The 22,296-nt window shown below is 32.6% G+C and carries 20 protein-coding genes; 11 read left to right on the top strand and 9 right to left on the bottom strand.

Translation table 11 applies throughout. The annotated features are described in order from the left end of the window. Positions 1-2: 2 nt before the first annotated feature. A complete protein-coding gene (locus tag ACJDU8_RS06415; protein WP_406791324.1) occupies positions 3-950 on the bottom strand; it encodes a substrate-binding domain-containing protein in 948 nt (315 codons plus the stop codon). Positions 951-1,248: 298 nt separating this feature from the next. On the opposite strand from ACJDU8_RS06415, the gene ACJDU8_RS06410 reads away from it, so the two are divergent. Further along, on the top strand, positions 1,249-2,358 hold the full coding sequence (locus tag ACJDU8_RS06410) for a diguanylate cyclase (protein ID WP_406791323.1): 1,110 nt from the start codon (positions 1,249-1,251) through the stop codon (positions 2,356-2,358). A 171-nt stretch (positions 2,359-2,529) separates the two neighbouring features. Here ACJDU8_RS06410 and ACJDU8_RS06405 read toward each other — a convergent pair whose 3' ends face one another. From ACJDU8_RS06405 to ACJDU8_RS06375, 7 genes are all read right to left on the bottom strand, one after another. Then, entirely contained in the window at positions 2,530-3,612 is a 1,083-nt protein-coding gene (locus tag ACJDU8_RS06405; RefSeq protein WP_406791322.1) for an ABC transporter substrate-binding protein, read from the bottom strand. Between the two features lie 38 nt (positions 3,613-3,650). Continuing rightward, positions 3,651-4,436 (bottom strand): ABC transporter ATP-binding protein, encoded by a 786-nt coding sequence (locus ACJDU8_RS06400; protein ID WP_406791321.1) that lies wholly within the window; start codon positions 4,434-4,436, stop codon positions 3,651-3,653. Next, complete coding sequence (locus ACJDU8_RS06395) at positions 4,433-5,500, bottom strand: FecCD family ABC transporter permease (RefSeq protein ID WP_406791320.1); 1,068 nt, start codon at positions 5,498-5,500, stop codon at positions 4,433-4,435. The genes ACJDU8_RS06400 and ACJDU8_RS06395 overlap by 4 nt, the downstream gene beginning before the upstream one ends. Positions 5,501-5,583: 83 nt before the next feature. Then, positions 5,584-6,675, bottom strand: coding sequence for an ABC transporter substrate-binding protein (locus ACJDU8_RS06390; RefSeq protein ID WP_406791319.1), 1,092 nt, complete (start codon positions 6,673-6,675; stop codon positions 5,584-5,586). A gap of 65 nt (positions 6,676-6,740) precedes the next feature. After that, the gene (locus ACJDU8_RS06385) at positions 6,741-7,832 is read right to left on the bottom strand and encodes an ABC transporter substrate-binding protein (RefSeq protein ID WP_406791318.1); all 1,092 of its coding nucleotides are present in this window, start codon (positions 7,830-7,832) and stop codon (positions 6,741-6,743) included. 43 nt (positions 7,833-7,875) lie between these two features. Next, positions 7,876-8,937: a radical SAM protein gene (locus tag ACJDU8_RS06380; protein ID WP_406791317.1), complete on the bottom strand. Its 1,062-nt coding sequence runs from the start codon at positions 8,935-8,937 to the stop codon at positions 7,876-7,878. Positions 8,938-8,958: 21 nt separating this feature from the next. Continuing rightward, positions 8,959-9,444, bottom strand: a complete 486-nt coding sequence (locus tag ACJDU8_RS06375; protein ID WP_406791316.1) for a hypothetical protein — start codon at positions 9,442-9,444, stop codon at positions 8,959-8,961. Between the two features lie 349 nt (positions 9,445-9,793). Between ACJDU8_RS06375 and ACJDU8_RS06370 the strand changes: the two genes are divergently transcribed. Genes ACJDU8_RS06370 through ACJDU8_RS06355 form a run of 4 tightly spaced genes read left to right on the top strand, consistent with a single transcriptional unit; the run spans position 9,794 to position 13,822 of the window. Then, entirely contained in the window at positions 9,794-11,290 is a 1,497-nt protein-coding gene (locus ACJDU8_RS06370) for a spore germination protein (RefSeq protein ID WP_406791315.1), read from the top strand. A gap of 20 nt (positions 11,291-11,310) precedes the next feature. After that, positions 11,311-12,405, top strand: coding sequence for a GerAB/ArcD/ProY family transporter (locus tag ACJDU8_RS06365; protein ID WP_406791314.1), 1,095 nt, complete (start codon positions 11,311-11,313; stop codon positions 12,403-12,405). Further along, positions 12,405-13,652, top strand: a complete 1,248-nt coding sequence (locus ACJDU8_RS06360) for a Ger(x)C family spore germination protein (RefSeq protein WP_406791420.1) — start codon at positions 12,405-12,407, stop codon at positions 13,650-13,652. Before ACJDU8_RS06365 ends, ACJDU8_RS06360 begins: the two co-directional genes overlap by 1 nt. A gap of 2 nt (positions 13,653-13,654) precedes the next feature. Then, entirely contained in the window at positions 13,655-13,822 is a 168-nt protein-coding gene (locus ACJDU8_RS06355; RefSeq protein ID WP_406791313.1) for a hypothetical protein, read from the top strand. A 59-nt stretch (positions 13,823-13,881) separates the two neighbouring features. On the opposite strand, the gene ACJDU8_RS06350 is transcribed toward ACJDU8_RS06355, so the two are convergent. Beyond that, positions 13,882-16,146 (bottom strand): cell wall-binding repeat-containing protein, encoded by a 2,265-nt coding sequence (locus tag ACJDU8_RS06350; RefSeq protein ID WP_406791312.1) that lies wholly within the window; start codon positions 16,144-16,146, stop codon positions 13,882-13,884. Positions 16,147-16,380: 234 nt separating this feature from the next. On the opposite strand from ACJDU8_RS06350, the gene ACJDU8_RS06345 reads away from it, so the two are divergent. From ACJDU8_RS06345 to ilvD, 6 genes are all read left to right on the top strand, one after another. Beyond that, a complete protein-coding gene (locus tag ACJDU8_RS06345) occupies positions 16,381-17,550 on the top strand; it encodes a YibE/F family protein (protein WP_406791311.1) in 1,170 nt (389 codons plus the stop codon). 85 nt (positions 17,551-17,635) lie between these two features. After that, the gene (bioB, locus tag ACJDU8_RS06340) at positions 17,636-18,640 is read left to right on the top strand and encodes a biotin synthase BioB (RefSeq protein ID WP_406791310.1); all 1,005 of its coding nucleotides are present in this window, start codon (positions 17,636-17,638) and stop codon (positions 18,638-18,640) included. A gap of 80 nt (positions 18,641-18,720) precedes the next feature. Then, a complete protein-coding gene (locus ACJDU8_RS06335; protein WP_406791309.1) occupies positions 18,721-19,539 on the top strand; it encodes a methyl-accepting chemotaxis protein in 819 nt (272 codons plus the stop codon). A 118-nt stretch (positions 19,540-19,657) separates the two neighbouring features. Continuing rightward, positions 19,658-20,344, top strand: a complete 687-nt coding sequence (locus ACJDU8_RS06330) for a FadR/GntR family transcriptional regulator (protein ID WP_406791308.1) — start codon at positions 19,658-19,660, stop codon at positions 20,342-20,344. Beyond that, positions 20,334-20,456, top strand: a complete 123-nt coding sequence (locus ACJDU8_RS06325; RefSeq protein ID WP_406791307.1) for a hypothetical protein — start codon at positions 20,334-20,336, stop codon at positions 20,454-20,456. The genes ACJDU8_RS06330 and ACJDU8_RS06325 overlap by 11 nt, the downstream gene beginning before the upstream one ends. A 37-nt stretch (positions 20,457-20,493) precedes the next feature. Beyond that, a complete protein-coding gene (ilvD, locus tag ACJDU8_RS06320; protein ID WP_406791306.1) occupies positions 20,494-22,164 on the top strand; it encodes a dihydroxy-acid dehydratase in 1,671 nt (556 codons plus the stop codon). Positions 22,165-22,296 lie beyond the last annotated feature (132 nt).

Here is a 22,296-nt window from a genome sequence, read left to right as displayed (position 1 = left end):
TACTAGCTTTCTCCTATGATTTTTCCTGTTTCACTTGTATCATATACGTCAATACCTTGAATTTCCATTTTAAATTCCTGGGAATTTAGAACGGAAAGTATTGCTTGAATAATTGGAGAATCAAAGTCTTCTTTCTTTATAACTAGATCACACTTTTGTTTCTGTATTGGTATAAATTCTATATTTTCTACTTGGGAAGCAGTTTTCTGCGTTCCCACAGCAATGTCTGCCTCACCCCTGGATACAGCACTGGCTGCAGCAAAATGAGAAAAAACTTCCACATTATAGCCATTGATAAGTTTTCCGGATATTCCAAGCTTTCTAAATTGTTCGTCCATAAGTATACGTACACCAGAACCTTTTTCTCTATTTACCATGACAATGCCAGGCTTTGTTAAATCATCCCATGATGATATATTTTTAGGATTTCCTTTTGAGACATAAAAACCCTGCATATGACAGGCGAGACGGACAATTACACAGGGAATACCAGGTAATAATCTGCGGACATAAGGTGTATTGTAGATATTATTGTCTGAATCCCATAGATTGCAAGAAGTAGCAGAAGCACTGCCTTTATAGAGGTTTATTAACCCATCATAACCTCCTATATATCTCCTTAGTACTTGGAATTCATTTGGATAATGTCCCAGGTGCTGTGTCAATACATCAAGAAGCAGTTCCTGGCCGCATATAATAAAATTTTTGTCTTCAGTTAACGGTTGTTGGGGTACTTGAGTTTTATGTTCAATAACAGGATTAATAATCTTAATATTATTAGTTCTGCTTTTATTTTTATAATATTCAACATCTTCAATATCAACACGTACCTTTCGGCCAATGCGATAAGAAGGCAACTCACCTTTTTTAATCAAATCATACACTGTATTTTTTGATATATCTAAAAGTTCCGCTACTTCTTGTGCGGATAATGATGTTTTATCTTTCATAGAAATAATCCACCTTTTTAATAAAATAATATGAATTGAACTACTTTAAATTGAAGTAGTAATCGTTAAGCATATTATCTACTATTTCATAACATTTTGCAAGGACGATATTATTATTCTAGATAGGTTTAAGAGTAATTTCAATAATAATTTCTCTATTAATGACATGTTTAGACAAAAAAATAGTAAATTCGCGTGTTTTCCTAAATATTATATAAAGCTCATATAATATTATACGAATATCAGAATATCATATGAGCTTTATAACTACCTGGGTTATTTTGGAAAGGTGTATATTATGATTATTGAATTTTTTGTTAATTCCTGTGTTTTGATAACTGCTATAAGTGTTCTTTGTATTTTTTTAAAAGATAAAATATTAATTGTAAAGTCATCAATAAACATACGGGAAAAACTTTTTATCGGCATGGCTGGTGGATTATTAGAAATGCTTTTAATGTTGTTTCCTGTAAATGTTGCCCCTGGTTTATCAGTTAATTTTCATGCTTTACCAATTATTTTATCATCTCTTTATGGAGGAGCTTTATCTGCAATTATAACGGCTGGCATAATTAATCTTTTAGGCTATTTAATATTTAGAATTCCTATAGTTTCTATAGTATATGGAGTAACTGATTTGTTTCTAGTAACTGGAATTATTTTTATATCAAATATTAAAACAACAAGAAAAAATAAATGGATGTATTCTATTTTATATTCGCTTATATTGAGTTCTATTGGAAATATAATTCTTATTGAAGATTCAAGGTCGCTAGGTGAATTTTTAATAATTTACTATTTTAATAATGTGCTTCTAACATATTTTATATATGAATTTACAGAATGTTTAACAAGAGCTTTTGAAGTATATAAAAAATTTAAAACTGAAGCTACCATAGATTTTTTAACTGGACTGAATAATGTAAGGCAGTTTAATAAGAAGTTAAACCGTATTAGCGTTTCAGTGCAAACAAAGTCAGAATTTGAATATATATCAATAATATTTTTAGATATTGATTATTTCAAGGAAATAAATGACAGATACGGCCATGGCTCAGGGGATATTATACTTAAAAATTTGGCTGCTATTTTAAATAACACCTGCCGGACCTTCGATATTATATCCCGTAATGGTGGTGAGGAGTTTTCTGTACTATTATTAAACTGTCCAGCTGTAGACGCAGTCCAGATTGCTGAAAGAATAAGACGAAATGTTGAAGTTTATAAATTTCATATTTCTAGTAAGATTAGTATTCATATAACAATTTCAGTGGGAGTTTCAACTTATCCTAGTGTAACTGATAATATAGATAATCTGGTCAATAACGCAGATATTGCATTATATGAAGCTAAAAATACAGGTAGAAATAAAGTAGTTTTATATAATAATAGTAAAGAGAAAAATTAAGACTATAGAAATTTACATATTTTTAATCTTATCGTACATTGTAATACCCTTTATAGGGTTTATTTTTTTCTCTACTATTCATCATGTAATACTACTTTATATAATTCAAAATTTTGTTGTGGCGGTTAAGAATATAAAATTATTCTTAAAATTTGTAATTTGAATTTTACTTTATTGTGGAGGCTGTCCGTTTAAAATTCTTTGAACTTCACTATCTGAAAGTGAGTAATTAAAAAATGTTTTATAAAACCATTTAGTTTCCTTACCAACGTCTAAAGATTGGAATTTTTCAGGATATAAGGTCTTTGCCACCCATTGGATTTGAAGGGCTTCCTCTGCGCTATACCTATCCCAGGAAAAAGCTCCATCTGGATTTACATATACTCTTCCTTTTTGAACAGCATTTGTTTTTTTCCAGGTTTCATCATTTAGAATTTCTGTAAGACTTTTTTTCCTGTCTGCGTTGCCTACAGTACTGCTTACTATAATAACATCAGGATTCCACGTTAATATTTGCTCCATGGATACTTCTTTGGCGTTTCCACTGACATCTCCAGCTGCATTTATCCCACCTGATACTTTTATCCAGGAATCAATTATTGTATCTTTTCCATCTACTTTTAGTGGAGAAAAGTCTGCTATATGAAGTACTTTGAGTTTTTGGTCTTCAGGTATTTTAGAGGTCACACTGGATATCATATTTATTTTATTATCTAGATAAGAGACATATTGTTGGGCTCTTTTTTTACCTTCTTCTCCAAGAATATCTCCTGTAAGCTTTACGCATTTTTTCATACTATCAAAATCTTTAAAACTAACTTGAACAACTGGAATTTTTAAGTCTGACATCTTACTAATATTTTTATTTCCTGTAGACATGAATAAAATATCTGGTTTAGTTTTAATAAGCTCTTCCATATTTATGTTGGTTGCATCTACATTGAATGTAGTAACTGCATTATTCATTTTAGGAGTTACTTTAAAAAGCCAGGGTTTTAACTTAGCATTAAGAGTAGTTGCCACTATCTTATCTCCTGAACCAAGCATTGCCACTACTGCATTGTGGGCTCCCCAGGCGTCGGCAATACGAGAAATATTTGTAGGCACTTCTACTTTGGCTCCACTTGAATCTGTAACTGTTATTTTGTCAGATTTAGGTGAAGTCTGAGTTTCAGATACTTGTTTGCTGCATCCAAGTAGTGTAAGAGTTGCTATTATAATACTAAATAATATTAAAGCTAATTTTTTTTTCATATTGTCATCACTCCCAATTATCAATTTTTTAATAATACCTAGTTAGCTAATAACGGTATGCACGCTTTTATAGGTTGACCTTGATTATTTACTGTACTTGTAATTCTCACATCAACTCCATAAGCCGATCTTAAATTTTCTTCAGTAACTACATCATCCACATTGCCTACAGTAAATACATTATTCTTCTGCATTAATGCTACTTTACTGGGACAAAGAAAAGTATGATCTGGAAAATGTGTAGTCATGATAACTCCCAGACCATTTTTTACAAGGGAATTAATCTGTTCAAGTACTCTGATTTGGTTACCAAAATCTAAATTAGAGGTGGGTTCATCCATAACAAGAATACTTGGCTGCTGAGTTAATGCTCTTGCTATTAGAACCATCTGTCGTTCTCCTCCGCTGATTTCTGTATAAATTTTATTCTTTAAAAATGATATTCCTAAAGTTTCTAGAGACTCCTCTGCAATAGCTACATCATTTTTTGAAGGTGATGCAAAAGTTCCTAAGTGGGCAGTACGTCCCATAGTAACAACATCAAGTACAGAAAAAGGAAAGGGAGGAGTATGGGCTTGAGGTACATATCCCATAGCTTTAGCCAGCCTTTTCTTAGACCAAGTGTTAATATTTTCTCCATCTAAAATAATTTCTCCACCTTGTAATTTTAAAAAGCCTAAAATAGTTTTAAAAAATGTAGTTTTGCCTACGCCATTGGGTCCAAGCAAGCATAATATTTCTCCCGACTTTACTTTTACGGATATACCTTTAATCACAGTTTTAGAGCCATAACCACAAATGGCATTTTTGATTTCTAACTTCATACCCACCCTCTCCTTCCTTTTAAAAGTAGATAAATAAATATAGGTGCACCTATAATGGCTGTAAGTATTCCAAGGGGAATTTCTACAGTAAATGCACTACGTGCTACATCGTCTACTAGAAGTAGAAAAGTACTTCCTATAAGAATAGATGCTGGCAATAAAACTTTATAGTTAGGTCCTACCAGAAGTCTGGCAATATGTGGAATGATAAGTCCCACCCAACCTATCATTCCACTAACTGATACAGAAGCTGCTGTAAGTAAAGTTGAACAAATGATAACTACTATACGAATTTTACGGGTATCTATTCCCATAGCCTGGGCTTCCTCTTCTCCAAATGATAGAACATTAAGTTTCCATCTTAAAAGCAGTATAGGAATAATTCCTAAAACCAGTGGAATAATTAATATCATTACATCTCTTGTACTGACAGAGGAAAGGCCTCCCATAAGCCAGAAAGTAATAGCTGGTAATTTACTTTCTGGATCAGCCACATATTTAGTAATAGAAACAAATGATGAAAACAAAGTTGAAATAACCATTCCCGTAAGTACCAGTACTAAAATGGCATTATTTCCTCTGCCTATAATACTGGCGATTGTATATGTAAGAATTACAGCTGTCAGTCCTACCAAAAAAGCAGAAAATTGTATACCTACAACATTAAAAGACATCAAAATAGCAACAGCGGCTCCAAAACCTGCACCGGCAGAAGCACCTAAGATATCCGGAGAGACCATGGGATTTTTAAATAACCCTTGATAAGTAGCTCCTGCTGTAGCTAAGGCAGCGCCTATCATCATGGCAGCAATAATTCTAGGAATACGGACTTGAAATAAAACCGTTTCTACAGTTTGAGGCCAGGTTACAGGAAGATCGAAAAGTTTGCCTGTAAAAATATCAAATAATTGGGAAAGTGGAATGGCATATCTTCCAAGAGTAAGAGACAATATGAAGGCAATTACAGGCATTAAAGACAGAATAATTATAATATTATTTTTTTGGCTTTTTTCTTTTTTTATTGAATTAGGTATATATGCTGATATTTCACTTACACTTTTCATTTAAATCACCCTTTTTGATTTATATTACTTTAAATGGGCAAAACCATTTGTAAATATACAGAATGAAATTTGCCCATTTGAAGTTATTTGGTAATCTCTTCATGTATTTGTGCATCTGTTATATTGTCATACAAATACACTTTTGAATAAAAAGTCTTAACTTCTTTATTGATATCTAAGTTTACTTTATCAGGATAAAGAGTATTTGCTGTCCATACTAGGCCCATTAATGACTGAATTCTATCTAACATTTCGTATTTTAAAGATGCATAAACGCGTTTGTTTTTTACAGCATTTATGCTTTCCCACTGGGGATTTGAAAGTATTTCATCACGTGCCCCGGATGTTTTTGCTATAATCACATCTGGATCAAATTTAAGAATTTGCTCCATAGAAGCAGTTATACTTTCATTTTGTTCGTCTGCTTTTGATATTGAAATAGTATCGTAAAGGTTTATTCCTCCTGCATCACGTATAATTGAGGCCATGATGCTTTTTGTTCCCACTGTTTTATTAATGTCTGACTGGGCATAATATACTTTCAATTTTTCATTTTCAGGAATTTTGCTTGTATTATCTGTAACTTTGGCAATAGTCTTATGCCAGTAATCTGCCAGTTCATTTCCCTCTTTTTCATTTCCTACTAGTTTACCTATAAGCCTCCAAGACTCTTCATAATCTGAAAGACTATCCTTTGAAGCTGCAACTACTGGAGCAGAATAATCTTTTTGTTCCTTGTCAAGATTTGTATCTTTTTTTAAAGATATAATAATATCTGGTTTTATGGTAAGCATTTGTTCTCTACTCATATCTCCAGTGTTAAAGGTTCCTGTTATAGGAAGACTGGTGAGCCTTTTAACTTCTTCATCCTTCATAAAAAATAGTCGATCCTTAAATTGATTATCAATACTGGCCAATTTTTTTGGTGCCAACCTCCAGACCATATGTGAAGGAATAGGATGTATGCAGCTGATCTTATTAATTTCAGATGGTATATTAACTTTGCGTCCAGCCATATCAGTAATGCTAATGGTTTTATTACTAGATGATATTTCTGTTTCGGTAGCTGCCTGATTGTTTCCGTTTTTTCCACCGCATGCCGAAAGTGACAATGATAATATTAGTAATAATGCTGATGCAGTATATATAATAATATTTGAATTTCTTTTTTTCAAACCAATCGTCTCCCTTGATTTAACTTTCTTAGTTATTAGGCATCCTTATATAATGTAATATATTTTTATTGTGCAGTAGCATTTTTTAATAAATTTTGTACTTCTTGGTCTGTAAGTTCATAATTATAGAAGGTATGGTAAAAATTTTTTATTTCCTTATGCATGTCTAATTTAACATATTCTGGATATAACAAATTTGCAAGCCATTCTACCCCTAACACTCTCGCAGCTGAAGGAGGTCTATCAAACCAGTTAAAAGGCAGTGATGGTGTTATGTATATCTTTTTATCCTGTACTGCTTTAATATTTGCCCATTTAGCATCACTATACACTTTAGAATAAAAATCTCCTTTCATTCCAGTGGCACCTACTAAAATAACATCTGGATTCCAGGACATTACCTGTTCCATAGATACATCTGCCATAGAACCAACCTTAGTCTCGGAAATATTGGCTACATTTTTACCCCCTGAAGCATCCAGTACTTCAGTGTGTACATTTCCGGAAATGTCAGTCTGAAGCCAGGCAGTTCCCTCTGCATAATATACTTTTAATTGTTTGTCTGCAGGTATTTTTTTAACCATTGCCTCTGTGTTATCAAGAACTTTTCTGGAATAATCAGCAAGTTCCTTAGCTCTTTTTTGTTCACCAAGACACTGGCCTAAGAAGGTATAAACTTTGTCAGTGGAATCCACAGCTGTATCTACCATTACTACTGGGATTTTAAGCTGTTTTTGAATATCATCAGCAGAGTAAACCTCATCTTCATTTGAGGCAATAATTAAATCTGGTTTTAACTTCATTATATTTTCATAATTGCTGCTTTTTTGTTCACTTGATCCAAGCAAAGGAAGGTTGAAATATTTTTCCCCAATATATTTTTTAGCATCAGGTTTTGGAGTAAAACTCCAGCCTAATAGTTTGTCCGGTGCTAGTGTATATACATCAACAGTGGTATTATTGCTGAGAGAAATTACTTTATTTACTTTAACAGGAATAGTTACTTTTCTTCCAGTCATGTCAGTAACTTCTTTAGTAGTTTTTTTAGTTTCTGATGTTGTTTGATTAGCAGTAGTGTTACTACCACAGGCAGTAGCACTAACAGTAACTATAATAAGAGTTAATCCAAGTATAATTGTTCTTATTTTTTTAATCATTTTTAATCCCCCTTATGCATTTGTGATCTTATAATGTTATTTTTTAATAGACTTCTAAAATTTGTTTTCTAGTTTCTGGACCTTCATAACAAAAGGACAACTTATCATAATAAATGCATTTTCCGCGGCAGTGTATTTTGTTTTTACAATGGCTAACACATGTATTCTTTAGTATTTCTTTTCTGTAATTCTCGTATTTCTGCTGCCATATGGTTTCCATAGTATATTCTTTTAAATTGTATGAAAATCTCCGGTTATTAGCAAAGGAACAGGGTGTTACATTTAGTTCCTCATCAATGTAAACTGAAAAAAAACCACATTCGCAGGAATCAATGTAGTCCACATTAACATCTGTGTATTTCATTAAAACCGGCACAAAACAGGCATCAAAACCTATCCTGGCAGTACATATATTATTTTCAGTTAACGCGGTAAATTCCTTAAACTTTTCATCCATATTTAAACATTCATCTATAGAAGCTCTGCCTTTGGGTTTATAAGTCAAAAAAATTATACCGTTAATATTTTTAAATAAGTCATTATAGTTGCCTTTTAAAATATCTATGGCCTCATATATTGATGTATTGTCTAAGATAAAATGTATATTTGCCTTTATGCCTTCATCTGTAAGAAGTTTTATTTTATCTAGCTTTAATTCATTTACTGTACCTATTGATATTGCAGCGGCACCTACTTTATCTTTAATATATTTAGCTGTAGTTTTATCAAGATGAATTCCGTTAGTTGTAAAATTTGCTACAATACCTTTTTCATTTGTTCTTTTAATTATTTCTATAAAAGATGGATGTTCCAAAGGTTCACCACCGCCTAAAGCAACTTGAAATACATTTCCCCACCTTTCACTATTTAGAGAGGACAAAACATAATCATATTCATCCAGCGGCATAAAAGAATTATTTTCTGTACTTTCCTTATAACAAAACTCACATCCTTTTGTACAATGATTGCTAATTGAAATATCCGCTAGCTCAGGCCAGGGTGCATATTCTGGGTTAGTATTAATGGAGTTTCCCCAGCGCATAGTTAATCCCGTTTCCGTATCTCCGTAGAAGTTATAATTTTTACTATGTCTTCTTATCTTCATTTATTCTACCTCCAGCAAATGTCATTTTGCTTTATGACATTTATCAGTATCCTTTTTTTCACAAGTATCACAAGCTGTATTTTCATGGCTTTTTTCTATAGGGGGATCAGTATCTTTTATCACCTGAACAGACCCAAAACCTTTAAATTCACTGGAAAGCCTTCCATTTACAAAATATTCGCCATATATATAAGACCATAGTTCTTCCTCACTTAAAGTTGAAAAGTCTATATCCTCTATAGGTTTATCAAATGAAATGTCATACTTACAGTCTCTCTTTTTAATAAGTGCATATCTTTTAGAGTATACTTCTCTGTCAAGTAATTTCACCTTTGTACCAGTATTAACTAAATCTTCTCGTACTGCATTATAGATTCTGCTTCTCTTTGCATTGTTAGTATAAAATTCAGGTTTTTTCTTCTTCATAAACTCAATAAAGTCTACATTCATTGTAATTATATAACTCACGGAACTACTATTTGTTACATAATCAGTTCTTATTTTCACAATCTTTTCACCTCTTTGTGTTTCTTTGATGTTTTAATATATTTTAGTATTAAAAGTTATGTGATTTCTCAAAACAGGTAATTTAATAATGTTTTGTATTGTTTCGTATTATTATATTTTTTATTTTATTAAAAGTCAAGTTTTGTAGGTGATTTTTTATTTATTTATTAAAAAAATAGCATATAAATTATCAATATATAAATTTGTATATAATTCCTGAACGTAAAATTACTGCAGTATTTAAGGATTCGTTGCAATTTTTTATATTTTATTAAAAATTGCACATAATATCTTAAATGGATTATTCAGCAGCAAGGTTGCGGCAATCATAGAATGGGGGTGACTATATTTGAAAGCTTCTACTGTGGGTGACAATATAATAAAAGAATCTATATCAACAAACTTAAAGCAAAATGTGGAAAAAATGAATGAACTTTTTTCTTATCCCATAAATAAAGACTATTTTATTAAAGATATTTACATACAGTGCCTAGATAAAAAGGGAAGCATTTTATGTCTGGATACAATTGTAGATAAAGAGAGAGTAGAAAGTCATATTATTTCGCCGCTGATGTATACTAGGCTGGAGAATCTATGTGGAGATATAGGAACAATTTTAATGGAACAGGTTTTAACTATGAAAATTGTTTCAAAAGTAAGTATATATAAAGATGTAGTTAAAGGAATTTTAAATGGAGACACCATATTATTTGTTGATGGGTACAATGAGGCCTTACTTATTCATACTTCAAAATTTCAGCATAGAAATATAGAAAAGCCAATAGTTGAAAATACATTGAAAGGCCCCCAAGAAGCATTTACTGAATGGAATGAAGGTAACCGTTCTTTAATAAGAAAATCATTAAAGAATCCACAGTTAATTACAGAAGTTATGACTTTTGGCAAAGGCAATCATAATGAGGTATTTATTATGTATATAAAAAATATTGTAAATGCTGAACTGCTTAAAGAGGTTAAAGTGAGAATAAGTAAAATTACCGATGAAAGCATTGAAAATGCATCTATTCTTGAACAATGGATAGAAGACCGACCATATTCAATTCTTCCATCTACCTTCGAGACAGAACGACCAGACAGAGTTTCTTCTTTTTTAAAGGAGGGACATATAGCACTTTTAATTGGAGCTGCGCCTAATGTTATTATTGTACCAGTAACCTTTTGGAGCTTTTTTCATACCTCTGAAGATATGTATCAAAGATGGATGTATGGCAATTTCTTACGTTTTATAAGAATAGTTGCATTTTTTATTTCCTTGTTTCTTCCAGGAATATACATAGCGGTGTCTACTTATCATGTAGATATGATTCCTACTGATTTAGTTATTGCTATCGCTGCCTCAAGGGAAAAGTTACCTCTACCTGTGATATTTGAGATTATATTAATGGAAATATCCTTTGAACTTATGAGGGAAGCAGGGGTAAGAATGCCTTCAAGTATGGGATCTACCATAGGAATTGTTGGAGCACTAATTTTAGGTCAGGCAGCAGTAGAAGCTACTATTGTTAGTCCTATGCTAGTAATAGTTGTAGCTCTTACAGGGTTATCTTCCTTTGCTATTCCAGAGATGAACTTAAGTTTTTTGGTGAGAATAGGGAGGTTTGCATTTTTGATAGTTGGAGCCATTGGCGGACTCTACGGAGTTGGATTATTGGCCACAGCTTTTTTAGCTTATGCCTGTGCTTTTGAATCCTTTGGAATTCCATTTTTTTCGCCTAAGGCACCCTATTATCCTTCTTCTAAGGACTTTATTACAAGAAAGTTGATATTTAAGCAAAAACAAAGACCTACTAACATGAATCCACAGGATGAATGCAGGCAAAAATAAAGTAAGGTGGTGGATTTTAAATGCTCCAAAATTCTCACAGCAAAATTGGTGCTAGAGAATGTGCGGCTTTAATAATTATTATATTTTTTGAAAAAATTACCAATAATACAGCTAGTGTTTTGTTTAAAACTGCCCAGAATGCGGGATGGATGATTCCTATATTTTCTGCAGCAATATTAATTTTACCAATATTAAGCACATTATGTCTTTTAAAGAGGTACAAAAATAAAGGGCTTATAGACATAATTTATTGTTTGACTGGAAAGTATATTGGCTTTGTAATAAGTTATGTGCTTTTAATAACAAATGTAACAATTATTTCGTCGAATTTAGCTGATGACTGCAATGTTGTTAATACACTTTTTTTCCCTAACACTAATGTATATTATTTAATAATTGCACTAATAGGAACTGGTTGTTTTATAGCTATGTTAGGATTAAAAGCCATTGCAAGAACATCATTGATGCTAATATTCTATATTATAGGTATTTTTATTGCTCTTATTTTATTTTCCATACCCCTCATAACAACCCAATTTTTATTTCCTATTGCAGGAAAAGGTGTGAAACATATTATAATAGGAGGTATACGTAATAGTTTTATTTATCAGGGGATAATAACATTATCTGTTTGTTATCCTATGTTTAGAAATTATAAAAGCTTTAAACATGCCAGTTTAATTGCACTGGCAGTATCTGCTTTTATTCTGAGTGTTTCTTTTGCATTCTTTCAGATGACTTTTGATTATCCATCTATTATAGTTATGAGTTATCCTTTCCATACCCTTACCAGGATGCTTCATTTAACTAGGTTCATTACAAATTTGCAAGTTATATTTTTTCCATGTGTGGTTGTAGTAATTACCATTTATTATGCCGTAGCGCTGTATTTAGTTTCTGCCATCTTTACCTATACATTAAAATTGGCGAAAATTGAATCTCTAATTCCACCTATAGCCGCACTTATAGTTATAGTAAGCATAATGCCTGAGAGTTCACGTGATTTTTCTGATTTTTTTAACAGTAGGGCAGTACCTATAATAGCCATTGTTAGTATAATATTACCCCTAGTGCTTTTGGCAATTTCACAATGGAAGGGGGATTATAAAAAGTGATGAGGAAGATAATCTGTTACCTGATTACTGCTATTTTAGTGATGATTTTATGCAGCGGATGCTATAGAGATGTTGTGGAACTGGAGGAGCAGGGATATGTATCTGCTGTAGGTATTGATAAAGGAAAAAATAATAATTTGAGTATTACATATCAGATTGCTAATGTAAAATATGGCATGGGTTCTAAAAATGGAGGTGGGTCTGCTAATCAACAAAAAAATGAGAATATTACCTTCGAATCACCAGATCTAATTACAGCCAGGGATATGGCAAATGTAGTTGTGGCCAGAAGGGTTACTCTAGCACATGCTAGAATTCTCATTGTAGGTGAAAGCTTTGCAAAGACTCCAGAATTTTTCCATGTTCTAGAGGCCGCACTTAGAGATAAGGAATTTAGGAGGTCTATGAGTATATTTGTATGTCGTGAAAAAGCATCTGAATTTTTAAATAAAAATGATCCAAAACTGGAAGATAGAACAAACAAGTATTTTGATTTTGTCATAAATAGGTGGAAAGATACGGGATTTATAACTATATCTGATTTAAATAGATTTTCGCAGAGAACAGAAGAAAATGCAAGCTTGTTTCTAGGAGTTTATACCACAACAAAGCGATATTCTTCTAATGATGATGGGAATGAAGCTGATTATCTTCCGGGACAGGTAGATTTTAAAGGTGGTAATCCAACCCAAATGATAGGTGCAGCAGTATTTAAAAAAGGAAAAATGATAGGAACTCTTACAGGTAATGAAAATAGGTTTGTGGTACTTTTAAGGCCTAAAAATGAAGTAAAGAGTATGCTTTTTACCTTTGAAGATCCACTTGATAGAACATATAAAATATCTGCAAGGCTGATAAAGAGTAAAGATACTAAAATCAAAGTTGATGTTAGTTCAAATAAACCAAGGATCAATGTTGTTGTACCTGTAAAAGTAGAAATTTTAGCTATACCCAGCTTTGTAAAATATGTTCAAGTCAAAGATAATGAGCAACTGCTAAAAAATGCAATAAAGAGTCAGCTTGAGGAAAAAGCAGGTAATCTCGTAAAGAAGACACAAGAAGTGTTTGGTGGAGAGCCTTTTTTATGGGAATTGGAGGTTAGAAAAAAATTTTGGACTTTTGAAGAATATAAAAAGTACAACTGGATGGATAAGTATACAAAAGCAGAGGTTTCTATAAATTTTGATGTAACAATAAAGAGTTTTGGAAAACAGCTTAATCCACCACAAAAATTACAGGAGGATTAACCATGGGATGGATGATAATGCTACTTTATATTCTTATTTTTTTCTATACAGTTAAAATAGGGATAAAAGTTTGGAAGGAAGGAAAAAAATTTGCCAGTATCAATATAATGATACTGGCACTTGCTATATTACTTCTATCGATATGGGCAAAAATTAATAATAGATTATAAGGATATAATGTTGTTTGCTAAAAGCAGTATTAAGTAGTGTCCTTGGAGAAAATAATTTTTTATTGTAAAATTTGATTAACAATATCTTGAGATATTACCCCTTCTCCTCCTATAATGTTAATTTGATTGCCATTTGCTGTTTTTGATTTAATATAATTTTTTATATCACTAGAATTATTTTTATCAACTAATACAACTGGTGCGTTTTCTTCGCCGGCTGCAGCAGAAGCACAGAGGGCGTCTGCAAATTCACTTCCTGAGGCAAGATAAATGTTGGATAAATTATATTTATCATCAAATCTATTTAATATGGCAAGATTTGTAGCATATCTATCTGGGCCGGATATCCTTTCAGCTCCTAAATTTTTCACTATGCTGTCATTTACAACTCCAGTTCCACCAATTATGTATGATGCACTTTTGCTGTCTTTTATATATTGTAAAGAAGCATCACTTAACTGGCTGCCATCTGTCAAAAGTATAGGATCTCCTGATAAGGCTGCATAAGATGATATGGATATGCCGTCTGCAAACCCTTTTCCAGAAGCTATAAATACCTGTACGGGGCTATCTATTTGTTTTGCAACTGCAAGTGAGGTAGCATACCTATCTGAACCGGATATTCTCTCTATATTTACTCCCATAGTTTTTAAGGCATTTTCTACTAAACTTGATACAACTCCAGTACCTCCAATTATATATACTTTCTTCACCTTCAATCTTGAAAGTTCTGCTGCTGTGTTTTTATCAAGTGAATTATTTGAAGTTAACAGTATAGGGGCATTTATCTGTTTTGCAAAAGGTGCTGCACTAATTGCATCGGCAAAAGCTTCCCCGGAAATTAATACTGCTGAATCTGCATTAGTCCATTTATCCTGTGATATTTTTACTGAAGTTTCATATCTATTTGAGCCGCCTAATCTTACTTGTTTAAAAGCTTGTTTATTTATAGTATAAGTATCAATAGCTTCCATGGTATCAGTCCTGTAAGTTGTAATTGTAAAGCTGTTATTTTTTATACTTATATCTGAAAATGTTGGAACATGATCCTGTTCTTTTTTAGCTTCATAATAGTTATTCACATCAGGTTGTTGTAACTCATAGTATTTACTGCCGCTAGCTGAGTTTGCAGTTATATATAAAACTCCGTTTGGATTTGTAACTTTACCATCTTTTGCATCCTCAACATCAACTGCTTTTCCTCCTAGCATTTGATAAGTTCTTGTATAGCTGTGATCATGTCCATCTAAAACCACATCTATGCCAAGATCCTCAAAAACTTCTGGATGGGTAACTCTCCTTGCTGCTATATCTTCATCTGTCTCATGGTTTGCTGAACTGTAAATGGAGTGATGCATTGCTACTATCTTCCATTTTACATTTGGATTCGCAGCTATTGCCTCCTGCATAAATGCCTTATGATCCTGGGCATTTATATCATTGCTGTTAAGCATCATAAATAGTGTATTTCCATATACATAATAGTAGTCATTACCTGTAGTGCCGCTGCTTTTATCTGATTCATAGCCGTTGTTGGTAAAAATACCATATTTATCAGACATATTAGGTGGGTTAAAATGGGTAATATGTCCTACTCCATAGCTTTCATGGTTTCCAGGAATTACAGTAACAGGGATATTTTTCAGCTGATCTGGTTTAAAAAACTCATCATATTCCAATTCATTACTTTGTCCATTAAGTTCTGATCCATTGTTTACCTGGTCTCCTACAGACATTATAAAACTGAAATTAGAAAATTTATTTGTGGCTTTATTTAGTGTATCTAACCACCCGGCACCATCTTTGGCTAAATCACCGCCAGCACCAATTTGTGGGTCTCCTGCAAGTAAAAAGTTGAATCCATTTGATATATCCTGGGTAGTGTAGCTGTTAATCAGGCTCCAATTAGTTCCGTCACCTACACGATATACATATTCTACAGCCTGTTTTAATCCTGTTACTGTGACCTTATTAGAAGTAAATCCATCATTTCCATTAGATTTTTCTCCTTTAAATGTCTCAGCCTTATCTACAGGAAATTCACTTCCACTCATGTCAGACTTTAGGGCAACCTGTACCTGTGGTTCTGAAGTACTTTTAGAATACCATGTGAAATTTAATTGGGACTGATCCTTTCCTGGTGCAAAAGTTACATCTTTAATGGTATCATCTGTAGAAACTGGCAGTGAAGATGCTGATTGATATACACTGGCACTTTGAGTTGTTGTAGCTTCTGTACTAATAGGCATGATTATTAGCAAACTTGAAAGTATGATGGAAAAACATAGAAAAAATAATGCTATTTTTTCTGCATACTGTTTCATAAAATTTCCTCCTTAAAATAATTTTCATCTACAGCTACTTTATATCTTAATGATATTTATGTATTTTATCTGTCTCATTTATGTAAAATTTATGTAAAATAACAATAACATTCTATATTTAACCTAAACTTTACAGAAGCTTTATCAGTACATTCCATTAATACTATATATTTTAAAATATATAGTATAATTTTTTAGATAACATCTAAGTTAAGGCTAGAGGGAGGAGTGTTTATGGTTAAAACTTCAAAGATATTTCAAGTATTAATTTTTTTAATAATGATATTATTATTTGGTATTTTTTTATATCATTTTAACGTAAGTAATCCTGTAACATATAATAGGCAAAATGTAAAATCCTATGTAAGGTATGAAAAAGCGCAGGTATTATCAGTAAAGAACAATTCTTTAAAGCAGTTTAAGCAATCTAAAAACATATATTTCGGCACTCAGGAAGCCCAAATCAAAATTCTTTCGGGAGAACATAAAAATCAGGTTAAAAATGTGACAAATTATTTAAGTGACACTCATAATATATATCTAAAGCCTAATATGAAAATAATAGTAGATATTTCTACAGCCGGTGGCGCATACAGTGTGACAGTATATAATTATTACAGAGCTAATACTGAATATATATTTATATTTGTTTTTTTTGCTGCCATTTGCATAATAGGCGGAAAAAAGGGATTTAGATCTGTATTAGGTCTTATATTTACATTAACCTGTATTATATTTTTATTTATACCACTGTTATATAGGGGCTATTCTCCAATTTTAGCTTCAATTATAGTAATAATTATAACAACCTGTGTTACACTATTTTTATTAAATAGCTGGAGTGCAAAAACTTTATCGGCTATATTAGGTACCATATCCGGTGTTATAATTGCAGGGATAATTGAACTTATATTTGGCTACTTTGCCCATTTGACAGGTCTTAATCTAACTGGTGTTGAAAGTCTCAATATGATTTCTAACGTATCTGGTATGAAAGTATATCAATTGTTAACTGCAGGAATTTTAATAGCATCTCTAGGAGCTGTAATGGACCTCAGCATATCAATAGCTTCTTCTATACAGGAAATATACATATCTAATCCTAATATAAATAAAAAAGAACTATTTAAGTCAGGAATGAATGTAGGGAAAGATATGATGGGTACTATGGCCAATACTTTAATTTTAGCTTTTACAGGGGCATCACTTACTATGCTTATAATAATTTATTCTTATAATGTAAGCTATAATCAACTTATTAACATGGATATGGTAAGTTTAGAAATAATCCAGGGGTTAACTGGATGCATGGCAATAATCTTTACAGTTCCCTTAGTTTCATTTATTTCAGCAGAAATTATTACAAAATTCTCAGGTAAAATTAATGAAAAAGATATATTGTAAACCTATATTTTTTTTAGGTTTACAATATAGAAATATTATATTAATATATAGTATATACTAAGGGATTATGAAAGGAGAGTTTAACTTGAAGGAATTTATTAAATATTTAGAGGAAAAAGTTCTAAAAGGACAATCTATAAATTTTGAAGAAGCTATGCAGTTAACCAGTATTGAAGTGGAAACAGATATAAAACAATTATGCCATAGTGCAGATAATATACGGGAGTGTTTTTGCGGTGTGGAAGTAGATCTATGTACCATAATGAATGCCAAGTCAGGAAGGTGTACTGAAGATTGCAAGTTTTGTGCCCAGTCTGGCCACTACAAAACTAATGTGGAAAATTATGAACTGGTTTCAAAAGAAGAAGCTTTAAAATTGGCAAAAGAAAATGAAAGTGAAGGAGTAAATAGATTTTCTCTAGTTACAAGTGGCAAAGGAATTTATGGAAAAGACTTTGAAAAGGTATTAGATATATATGGAGAACTAAACAAAGAGAATAAAATGGATTTGTGTGCTTCACTTGGTATATTGGGATATGAAGATTTGATTAGATTGAAACAATGCGGAGTAACAATGTATCATCATAACTTAGAGACCAGCAGAGAATATTATAAAGAGATATGTACAACTCACAGCTATGATGAAAGAATAGATACTATAAATGCAGTGAAAAAGGCAGGATTAGAGGTGTGTTCAGGAGGAATTATTGGACTTGGGGAGAGCATGGAAGATAGGGTTAAATTAGCTTTTCAGTTGAAGGAGCTTGAGGCTAAGTCTATTCCCATAAATGTATTAAATCCAGTTAAAGGAACACCGCTGGAAAATACTCCTAATTTAAGCCAAAATGAGATATTAAAGACTGTAGCAATTTTCAGATTTGTAAATCCTGAGGCTTTCATAAGACTTGCGGGAGGAAGGAATCTTATAGATGATTATGGTAAAAATTGTTTTTATGCAGGAGCAAACGCTACAATTACAGGAAATTATCTCACCACATCAGGTAATAAAATATGTGATGATAAAGAAATGATAAGTAAATTGAATCTGGAAGTTAGAAAGAATGTGTATAAGCAGAGGAATATGTCCTAATAGGTGCGGAAATATTAAAGTATTTGTGAAATAAATCGAATAAAGCTACTAAATAAGATATTTTTGGAGGCATAATAAGCATGGAAAAAATACTTGAATCATTTTTAGAAGTTGTACCTGTATTAAAAGATATTTTGCAGGAGGATCTATTAGTAGCTGTAGCAGATACTAATGAATTTTTGTATTACCGTAAGGGTGACACTCTTGATCTACATATTAAAATTGGACAGAAGTTATCTATTGACGAACCATTATATAAAACAATTCATGATGGTAAAATATATGTTGTCACGGTAGCAGAAGAAGTATATGGAGTGCCATTTAAGTCTGTTTCATATCCAATTAAAAATTCACAAGGAAAAGTTATTGGAGGGGTTGGCATAGGGAAGAGTCTAACTGAACATTTAAAAGTGGAACAAGCAACGGAAAGTATTTTTAGTTCATTACAACAGACTAATGCGAGCATAGAAGAAATTGCTGCTAATTCACAAAAACTTTTATGTTCAATGAATAATATGGTGGATTCTACTAAGTCAACAGGAGAAAAGATAAAAGAGACAGATGTAATATTGAATATTATCACAGGAATATCTTCCCGATCCAATTTGCTAGCTTTAAATGCAGCTATTGAAGCTGCAAGGGCAGGAGAGGCGGGAAGAGGTTTTTCAGTTGTTGCAGATGAAATGCGAAAGCTTTCCCAAATAAGTGGGGAATCGGCAAAAAAAATAGCACAACTACTTTTAGAAATGAGAGGAGCTATAGACGAAGTTATTAAAGAGATAAATAATACAAAAGTTATGGCTGAATCACAGGCTGCATCTACAGAAGAAATAACTTCAACATTACAGGAAATTATTTCAAATTCAGAAGTGCTGGTAGACATGACTAAAAATGTATAAGGTTTCATTATAATATTAATACTATGTCATATGTTTAGACGAACATATGACATCTCTCTTGAAGGGTATAATGTTTTATTATATTATAGAAACACAGGGCTAAAAAAGGAGGGTGTTTATGGCAAAAAGAGAAAAAAGTTTATCTCAAAGTGTTGCAGATGATATCTTTGCAATGATTACTATAGATAAAAAGTTTGTAGTTGGAGATAAGCTCCCAAATGAAAATGAACTCTCTGCCCGGATGCATGTAAGTAGAACTACATTACGGGAAGCAATTCGTATTTTAGTTGCCCGTAATGTTCTTGAAATTAGGAGAGGTAAAGGTACATTTGTGGTAAAACATGAAGGTTCTGACGAAAATTTTGGTCTAGAAGAACTTTCTACAATGAAGTTAAATGCAAAAGATCTATATGAGATGAGATTAATTTTTGAACCTCAGACTGCTTATTATGCTGCAAAACGTGCTACTGACAAGGAACTTAAGAGAATAGTTTATTATGGTAAACTAGAGGAACAAAAAATTTTAAGCAAGGAAGATAGAACTGAAACTGAAAGAGCTTTTCATAAATCTATTGCAAAAGCAACTCATAATGAATTTATGAATAAATTAATGCCCATACTTTATAAAGCTATTGATAAAGGCGTTATTTTATCAGATGATAATGAAACCGTAATACAGGATACATTAAATGACCATCGTATGATAATGGATTTTTTAGTTAGTCGAGATGCAGAGGGAGCCAAAACTGCAATGAAACTTCATATTATACATGCTATGAGGGGGCTTGGCATATATGAAGAGTAAAAACTTATTTCAGGATTACCAATGTATAGTTGACAACAGACATCATACAACTTACAATGAAACTATATCAAGTGATTCTAAGGTTCAAATGAAGTTTGCTCATGAGGAATGATTTTCTCCATCTGAACCTTTAAAGGGAGGTTATATTATTGAGAAGTGATGTAATAACAAAAGGAACCAAAAGTGCACCACAGCGTGCCCTGCTTAATGCACTTGGTTTAACAAAGGAAGAAATAGAAAGGCCGCTTATAGGTATTGTAAGTTCAAAGAATGATATAGTACCAGGTCATATGAATTTAGATAAAGTAGTAGAGGCTGTAAAGACAGGTGTATCAATGGCCGGAGGTACTCCAATTGTTTTTCCTGCCATTGCTGTCTGTGATGGAATTGCAATGGGACACCAAGGCATGAAATATTCCCTTGTTACAAGAGATTTAATTGCAGATTCTACAGAAGCAATGGCTATGGCACATGCTTTTGATGCCCTGGTAATGGTACCTAACTGTGATAAAAATGTACCAGGACTTTTAATGGCTGCAGCTAGACTTAACATTCCAGCTATATTTGTAAGTGGAGGTCCTATGCTTGCAGGAAAGGTTGATGGATGTAAAGTAAGCTTTAGCAGTATATCTGAAGCAGTAGGTGCTTTTAATGGGGGAAAAATAACTGAGGAAAAGTTAGAAGAGTTTGAGAATAAGGTATGTCCTACTTGCGGCTCCTGTTCAGGCATGTATACTGCAAATAGTATGAATTGTTTAACAGAGGTTCTTGGAATGGCCCTTGGAGGCAACGGAACTATACCTGCTGTTTATTCCGACAGGATAAAACTTGCCAAGCATGCTGGTATGAAAATAATGGAGCTTCTAGAAAAGAATATAAGACCTAGAGATATTATGACAGAAGGCGCTTTTAAAAATGCTTTAACTATGGACATGGCTCTTGGATGTAGTACAAACAGTATGCTTCATTTACCGGCTATTGCCCATGAAGCTGGCATTGAATTAGATGTTGATATGGCAAATGAAATCAGTGCAAAGACTCCTAACCTTTGTCATCTTGCACCGGCAGGACATAATTATGTAGAAGAATTAAATGAAGCAGGCGGTATTTATGCTGTTATGAATGAGATAGATAAACTAAATCTATTAAATACAGATTTGATTACATGTACGGGAAAAACTGTGGCAGAAAATATTAAAGGCTGTGTAAATAAAAATAAAGAGGTAATAAGAACTGTTGAGAATCCTTACAGCGAGACTGGTGGAATTGCAATTCTTAAGGGTAATCTAGCTCCAGATTCATGTGTTGTAAAGCGCTCTGCAGTGGCACCGGAGATGTTAAAGCATGAAGGACCTGCAAGGGTATTTGACTGTGAAGAAGATGCTCTAGATGCTATAAACACAGGAAAAATTGTAGCTGGAGATGTAGTTATTATCAGATATGAAGGCCCTAAAGGCGGACCTGGCATGAGAGAAATGCTTAATCCAACTTCGGCAATTATGGGACGAGGACTTGGGGGCAGCGTAGCATTAATAACAGATGGACGTTTTAGCGGTGCTACAAGAGGTGCGGCAATTGGTCATGTTTCTCCAGAAGCAGCAGTAGGAGGTAATATTGCCCTGGTTGAAGAAGGAGATATAATAAAGATAGATATTGAGGCCAATTCTATTAATTTTGAAATCAGTGAAGAGGAACTGGAGAGAAGAAGAGTAAACTGGAAACCTAGACAACCTAAAATTACCACAGGTTATCTTGCAAGATATGCCGCGCTAGTAACTTCAGGAAACAGAGGAGCTATTTTAGAAATTCCTAAATTTTAGTTCTAGATTTTTATTACATTATTTATAGTTTTTAGAATCAAGGCAAGATGTTTAAATGAATTTTGCTTTGGTTCTTTTTCTTTTGAATAAGAATGCCTGGTTCCACTGTTTTTCAAGTACCAGGAAGCTGTA

Origin of the sequence: Candidatus Clostridium eludens (assembly GCF_045310515.1) — a bacterium.
Taxonomy (GTDB): Bacteria; Bacillota; Clostridia; order Clostridiales; family Clostridiaceae; genus Clostridium_B; species Clostridium_B eludens.
The sequence above is the reverse complement of the archived record's forward strand: the minus strand, read 5'-3'. Positions and strand labels throughout refer to the sequence as shown.